The organism is Bacillus sp. ISL-55, assembly GCF_018613155.1.
In the GTDB taxonomy this organism is placed as follows: domain Bacteria; phylum Bacillota; class Bacilli; order Bacillales; family Cytobacillaceae; genus Mesobacillus.
In genome coordinates this window covers 72,297-79,208 of the sequence record NZ_JAGGQU010000016.1, presented here as the reverse complement: position 1 = coordinate 79,208, position 6,912 = coordinate 72,297, and the positions used below count along the sequence as shown (strand labels likewise).

Here is a 6,912-nt window from a genome sequence, read left to right as displayed (position 1 = left end):
TAGACATTTTGACGTCCGTCACTCTTTGAATTGTCTAAGAAGCTTCTTTTAATAGACATTTTGCTAGCTATCACGAAGTAAAATGTCTAAGAAATGCTGTTCAATAAACACATTGACGCCAGCCATCCTCCTAAAATGGCTAGTAAAATCTTTTTAATAAAATTTTTTGACTATATCAGTGCAATTCGTATTAATATTGGATTATATAATATGTCTGGAACTGGGAGAAAAGCATGAATCTGAAAAAGTTGGAAGCTTTCATAATGGTTGTCGAAAAGAATAGTTTTTCCGAAGCAGCGGCTGCACTTAAAAGCTCACAGCCCTCTGTCAGCCTGAAAATCAAAAGCCTTGAAGATGAGTTAGGATTTGAACTGCTTGACAGGGGAGCGGCAGGAATCAGGCCAACGCCTGCAGGTATGCTTGTTTATACAGCGGCAAAGGACATTGCCAATCGATGGAGGACTCTTGAGGACGAACTCGGTGAATTTAAGGGAACCTTGACAGGCACACTGACAATTGGTGCGAGTACCATACCAGGAACCTATTTGCTTCCCGGCTGGATTAAAAATTTCCGCAGCCTTTTTCCAAAGGTGGATGTCAAAATTGAAATTGGAGATTCGAAAAAGGTCCTTGAAAAACTGCAGAACCACCAGATTGATGCTGCGATCATCGGGATGAAGGTCGAATCGCGATTGTTAAAAAGCAATCCGGTCGCAGTTGATTCCCTTGTTTTAGTCACGCCAGAAGATCACCCATTGGTCGATACGGCGTCTCCATCCTTTTCGCAACTTCAACAATATGATTTTGTCCTCCGTGAAGAAGGATCGGGCACACGCAAAATGATGGAGCGTTACTTAGCCGAAAAAGGCCTGTCGCTTGAAGATTTGAAAGTTGCCTTATCGATCGGAAGTACGGAATCCGTCATCGCTGCAGTTGAAGCAGGGCTTGGCATCAGTTTTATCTCCAAGCTGGCGGCTATGCCAGCAGAAAGAGCTGGACGCATTAAAATCGTCGATACTTTCGAACCATACGAGCGGGAATTCTATCTCGTGACTCATTCAGATGATGAAAATCGGCCGATTATCAGACAGTTTTCAGAGATCGTCGATTAAGAGTGAAGGATCCAGACTGAAAGAGATAATGACATTTTTCATTTTTCAATTTATTATTACATTAAGGAGAAAGGGGCGTTTGGGATGCAGGTGAAGGTATTTGCTAATCTTAGGGAGATTTGCGGAGGCGTAACAGTCGAAGTGAAGCCTGATGGAGACCGGGTAATGGATGTGCTTGATAAAATGTGCGAAATGTTCCCGGAATTACATAAAGAAATTTATACAGAAGAGAAGACGCTCAAGCCATTTGTACATGTCTATATCAATGGCCGTAACATCGTCCATGATCAAGACCTTGAAACTCATGTAAAAGAAAGCGACCAGTTTGCGCTGTTTCCTCCGGTTGCTGGTGGCTGATATGGTTGATAGAATACTAGAATTTCGCGGAATCAATAGGGAACACCTTGGCATGTATTTTGAAGAACTTGGCGGCAGACTCGTAACCGATTCCTTCCCGTTTGTGTATGAAGCAGAAAGTTGGAAAGCGGAGATTTTAAGCGAGAATGAGCTTACTTTTACAAAAACATTCATTGTCAACGCTGTACATATTAGATTTGCGGCGGAAAGCGTGGAAGATCTCGATCAGCTGATTAAAAATTACCGTTATAAAACAACCCGGGTAGGCGGGTAGCATTGGTTTCGGCAGATTAATGCCGGAGCCTTTTTATTTTACCTGGAAAAAATCAGCTGTTTTTTCCAATTCGCTATAAAAACGAAAAATTCGCTATAAAAACGAAAAACTCGCTATAAAAATAAAATTTCCGCTATAAAAGATTTCTAGGCAATAATTCAGCGTCTAATTAGAAACAAAAACCAGGCAAAATCGCCTGGTTTTCTAAAAAACTATTAAACTTCTTCTGTAGCTGGAGTTGTTTCTTCGCCAATAATACCCAGTTCGCGAAGTTTTTCTTCTGTAACAACGCCATCTTTCCAGCCGCGGACATTATAGTAATCTTCCAGCATGATATCCATGCGGCTGACCATGCCTTCGCTGTTGCCGGAAGCTGCTTCTTCAGTGAAGCGTTTTGGCAGGAAGTCATCCTCACGCTTGTTGAAGCCAGCCAGGTTGTTGTAGTATCGCTCTAGGTTATAGATTCTTTCCCCTGCAAGCATGACATCATCTGCTGTCATTGGAATGCCAGTCATTGTGCTATATTGCTCAGCATAGTGCTCTGCATTTTCAGAGAAAGAAGAGAACTTACAGATATTCATAGAGTCAGAGAATGAAAGCAGGTTCTGGAATACATTCAGAAGCTCAGCTTTTCCTTCTGCTACTGTACGGTCTGTTGGTTCAGGAATGCCGGCGATTTCAGATGCGATTGTGTAGCCGCGAAGGTGGCAGGCACCACGGTTACTAGTCGCATAGCCAAGGCCGATACCCTGGATACCGCGTGGATCGTAAGCAGGGATGGACTGGCCTTTTACTGACATAGACAGTTCAGGAACGCCCCATGCAGCAGTCGCGCGTGCAGGACCTTCAGCAAGGATGCCGCCAAAGCCTTCACGGAATGCGATTTTGCGAGCAATTTCAATCATGCCGTCAGCGTCGCCCCAGTCAAGCTTCTGGTCAACGATGCCTTTTTCATAGGCTTCCATTGTCACAGATATGGCATGGCCAAGTTCAATTGTATCCATACCGTATTCGTTACAGATGTCGATTAAGTATGCGATTGCTTCAGAGTCGCTCAATCCGCTGTTCGCACCAAGTGCCCATGCAGATTCGAACTCAAAGCTCTCTACGCGAGTCTTATATTTGCCTTCTTTAACTTCAACTTCAATTTTACAGCCAACCGGGCAAGCGTGGCATGTGTTGTTGGCAACAAGCAGGTGTTCGTTAACCCACTCGCCGGAATGCTTTTCAGCTTCATCCCAGTGTGTCAATTGAGAGTTGCGAGTTGGAAGCGCTCCCACTTCATTGATCAAGTTAGTAAGGACGTTTGTTCCATATACGGATAAGCCGCCTTTGTTAGGCGCAGTCAGGCCGCCTTCAAGAATCGCTTTAACCGCTTTCTTGTTAGCCTGGTTGTAATCATCTTTTTGCGCCGGCTCAGGCATGTTGCCTTTTTGCGCCGCTTTGATAACGATTGCTTTCAATTTCTTGTAACCAGCAACGGCACCAGTACCGCCGCGTCCTGCAGCACGGTCATGCTCGTTCATGAAACCAGCAAAACGTACGCCGTTTTCGCCAGCCTGGCCGATTGTCATAACGCTAAGGTTTTCTTCACCATGTGCATCCTTCAAAGACTGTACAGTCGCGCGAGTGCTCAATCCCCACAATTGAGAAGCGTCGCGGATTTCAGCCTTGCCGTCTTCGATATAAAGGTACACAGGCTTGTCGCTCTTGCCTTTGAAAATAACGTTGTCGATGCCAGCCCACTTCAAACGGGCTGCAGTCCATCCGCCCATGTGCGAGTCAGTAACCGTTCCTGTCAATGGAGACTTCGTTACCACTGCAAGACGTCCGCTCATCGATGAACGTGAACCTGTTACAGGCCCAGTCATGATGCATAGAATGTTTTCTTCTGACAGAGGTTCAACTTCCGGTCCGTTGTCCAATACGTACTTAACCCCAAGACCGCGGCCGCCGACATACTTTTTCACGTCGTCCTCATTGATGCCTCTGTAGCCGACAGTGCCATTCGTCAAGTCAACCAATACTTCTTTGTTTTTAAATCCCCCAAAATTCATCTTAACTAATCCACCTCTTTCATTTAGTATGGATAAATATAATACAAGAGGCCTATTTTCCCTCTTAAACTTAAGTATAGTGAAAATTCAGCCTAAAAAAAAGCTTTATTTAAAGATATAATGAAATAGAAATGAGGGGATATGGATGAAAGATTTGGAGCGTTATTCACGGCAGATTTTATTCCAGCCAATTGGAAGTGCAGGTCAGGAGAAGCTATTGAAAAGCTCAGCCGTTATCGTGGGCATGGGTGCGCTGGGTACAGTGATTTCGAATCATCTGGTCAGGTCAGGTGTCGGGCATGTGCGCATCATCGACCGTGACCTGGTGGAGCTCTCTAACCTTCAGCGCCAGACTCTCTATGATGAGGATGATGCACGCGAGAACCTTCCGAAGGTCATCGCCGCTGAAAAAAAACTGAAGAAAATCAATTCAGAGGTAAAAGTAGAAGCAATCATCGCTGATTTGACGCTCGACAACGCAGAGGATCTGTTTGCAGGCTTTGATGTGATTGTTGATGGAACCGATAATTTTATGGCCCGCTATCTTATAAATGATGTTGCCGTCAAGCATGGCATTCCTTGGGTTTATGGCGGCGCTGTCAGTTCACGTGGGATGTTTGCCGCCATCAAACCGGGGAAGACCCCTTGCTATCGTTGCTTATTCCCATCGGTTCCTGCTGGACTGGGAGAGACATGCGACAGCATCGGGGTGCTTTCACCGATTACGGATATCATTGGATCCTTTGAAGCGGTCGAGGCAATTAAGCTCCTCGTAGGGGCAGAGTCGAACCCGAATCTTGAGCAAATGGATATCTGGTACAACTCCTTTTTGCAAATGGACGTCAGCCAAGGACGCAATCCAGAATGCCCGGCATGCGTCCATCATCAATATGAATTTTTAGACCGGTCCTCCAATCAGCAAATTAACTATGCATCCTTATGCGGACGGAACACCATCCAGATCAACCCGCGGCAAAAAACGAAACAGGACTTGGAGAAGCTGGCTGTCCGCCTGAAAAATAATGGCGAGGTAAAAGGCAATCCATTTTTGCTGCGCTTCATGCCGGATGATGAAATCACGATGGTCATTTTCCAGGATGGAAGGGTCCTCATTCATGGCACGAATGATACGGTAAAAGCAAAATCATATTATGCAAGATATCTTGGTTCATAATTTTATAGAAGTTTATAAGTAAAGCGAAAACTGCATTTTAAAAAAGGGGAGATAAAAATGGCAGGCTACATAGATGAGTTGAAGAAAGTCATAGGGGAAGAGCTTGTAACTGTGAATGAAACAATTTTGGAACTTCACGGCCGGGATGAATCCTATCACGAACCATGCCTGCCGGATGTTGTTGTATTTCCGCGGAATAAAGAGGACGTCAGCAAGGTACTGAAATTTGCGAACGAGCAGAAAATTCCAGTTGTGCCATTCGGATTGGGAACGAGTCTGGAAGGACACGTCATCCCGGTAAATGGCGGAATTTCTCTTGATCTTTCTCAGATGAATGCGATCGTCGAAGTGAAGGAAAGTGACTTTCTCGTAAAAGTCCAGCCTGGCGTCACGAGGTCGGTGTTGAACAAGGAACTAAAAAAATGCGGTTTGTTTTTCACCGTTGATCCGGGTGCAGATGCGACGCTTGGCGGGATGGCTGCAACGAATGCGAGCGGTACGACCTCTGTCCGCTACGGCATCATGCGCGATCAGGTACGGGATCTTGAGGTTGTGCTTGCGAACGGTGACATCATCCATACCGGAAGCCTTGCCGCTAAATCTTCATCGGGCATCCACTTGAACGGCATGTTTGTCGGCTCGGAAGGAACACTTGGTGTCATCACAGAACTAACCTTGAAAGTATATGGCATTCCAGAGGCGATTACCGCAGCCCGGGCAGTTTTTCCTTCTGTAAAAAATGCCGTCGACGCCGTGGTTAGCATTTTAGCCGGCGGCATTCCGGTGGCCCGGATTGAGTTCGTCGATGCAGAGTCGGTGAAAAAAGTGAATGAATACATGGAAACAGATTACGAAGAAAGCACCACGCTATTCATGGAATTCCATGGTAACGAAGCCGGACTGGCCCAGGATGTAGAATTTGCCACTGAAATATTGAAGGACCACGGCTGCTCGGACTTCCAATTTGAGGCGGATTCCAAAGCACGCAATCAACTTTGGGAAGCAAGGCATAATCTGCTGTACGCCTATAAGCACACAGCTGGCAAAAAAATCATCATGCTGACAGATGTCAGTGTCCCGGTTTCCGAATTGACCGGCGCGATTCTTCACACCCGTGAATTGATCGATGCTTCCTCGATAGAAGGCTCAATCGTCGGCCATGTCGGAGACGGTAATTATCACGTGTTACTGCTGATAGATAAAGAAAATCCTGAAGAGGTAAAAGATGGAGACCGGATTAATGAAGAAATCGTCCACTACGCACTAAAGCGCGGCGGCACCTGCACAGGCGAACACGGTGTCGGTCTAGGGAAGGCAAAATACCAGCGACTTGAGCATGGCGCTGCCTATGAAGTCATGAAATCAATCAAAAAAACACTTGATCCGAACGGGATTTTGAATCCTGGGAAGATTTTCGTGGATTAATTCAGATGAAATGAGATAGTAGATCAAGGTTCGGACCGTTTTATGCAGTGACACACAAAAGCTGTCCGAAGTAGCTCTGAGTTCGGACAACTTTCTGCAATGAGACCCAAAAGCTGTCCGAAGTAGCGCAGAGTTCGGACAGCTTTCTGGATTGAAACACAAAAGCTGTCCGAAGTAGGTCCGAGTTCGGACAACTTTGGGCATTGAGACACAAAAGCTGTCGGAAGTAGCACAGGGTTCGGACAGCTTTCGGCAATGAGACCCAAAAGCTGTCTGAAGTAGCTCTGAGTTCGGACAGCTTTCGGCAATGAGAGGCAAAAGCTGTCCGAAGTAGGTCTGAGTTCGGACAGCTTTCTGGATTGAGACACAAAAGCTGTCCGAAGTAGGTCTGAGTTCGGACAGCTTTCGGCGATGAGACACAAAAGCTGTCCGAAGTAGCTTAAGGTTCGGACAGCTTTCGGCATTGAAACACAAAAGCTGTCCGAAGTAGCTCAAGGTTCGGACAACTTTCTG

The 6,912-nt window shown here is 45.9% G+C and carries 6 protein-coding genes; 5 read left to right on the top strand and 1 reads right to left on the bottom strand.

Going from position 1 to position 6,912, the window contains the following annotated elements:
• The first annotated feature begins 233 nt into the window (after window positions 1–233).
• The 3 genes from J7E32_RS09295 (at window position 234) to J7E32_RS09285 (ending at window position 1,743) form a co-directional block, all read left to right on the top strand.
• On the top strand, window positions 234–1,112 hold the full coding sequence (locus J7E32_RS09295; RefSeq protein WP_286182943.1) for a selenium metabolism-associated LysR family transcriptional regulator: 879 nt from the start codon (window positions 234–236) through the stop codon (window positions 1,110–1,112).
• An 84-nt stretch (window positions 1,113–1,196) separates the two neighbouring features.
• Entirely contained in the window at window positions 1,197–1,469 is a 273-nt protein-coding gene (locus tag J7E32_RS09290; RefSeq protein ID WP_214906662.1) for a ubiquitin-like small modifier protein 1, read from the top strand.
• A gap of 1 nt (window position 1,470) precedes the next feature.
• Entirely contained in the window at window positions 1,471–1,743 is a 273-nt protein-coding gene (locus tag J7E32_RS09285; protein WP_214906660.1) for a MoaD-like domain-containing protein, read from the top strand.
• A gap of 215 nt (window positions 1,744–1,958) precedes the next feature.
• Here the strand turns inward: J7E32_RS09285 and J7E32_RS09280 are convergent, their stop codons facing one another.
• The gene (locus J7E32_RS09280; RefSeq protein WP_214906658.1) at window positions 1,959–3,800 is read right to left on the bottom strand and encodes an aldehyde ferredoxin oxidoreductase family protein; all 1,842 of its coding nucleotides are present in this window, start codon (window positions 3,798–3,800) and stop codon (window positions 1,959–1,961) included.
• Window positions 3,801–3,945: 145 nt separating this feature from the next.
• Between J7E32_RS09280 and J7E32_RS09275 the strand changes: the two genes are divergently transcribed.
• Both J7E32_RS09275 and J7E32_RS09270 read left to right on the top strand, forming a co-directional pair.
• Window positions 3,946–4,974, top strand: coding sequence for a ThiF family adenylyltransferase (locus J7E32_RS09275; protein ID WP_214906656.1), 1,029 nt, complete (start codon window positions 3,946–3,948; stop codon window positions 4,972–4,974).
• A 57-nt stretch (window positions 4,975–5,031) separates the two neighbouring features.
• Window positions 5,032–6,399 carry an FAD-binding oxidoreductase gene (locus tag J7E32_RS09270; RefSeq protein ID WP_214906654.1) on the top strand — a complete coding sequence of 456 codons (1,368 nt, stop codon included), beginning with the start codon at window positions 5,032–5,034 and terminating at the stop codon, window positions 6,397–6,399.
• The last annotated feature ends 513 nt before the right edge of the window (window positions 6,400–6,912 follow it).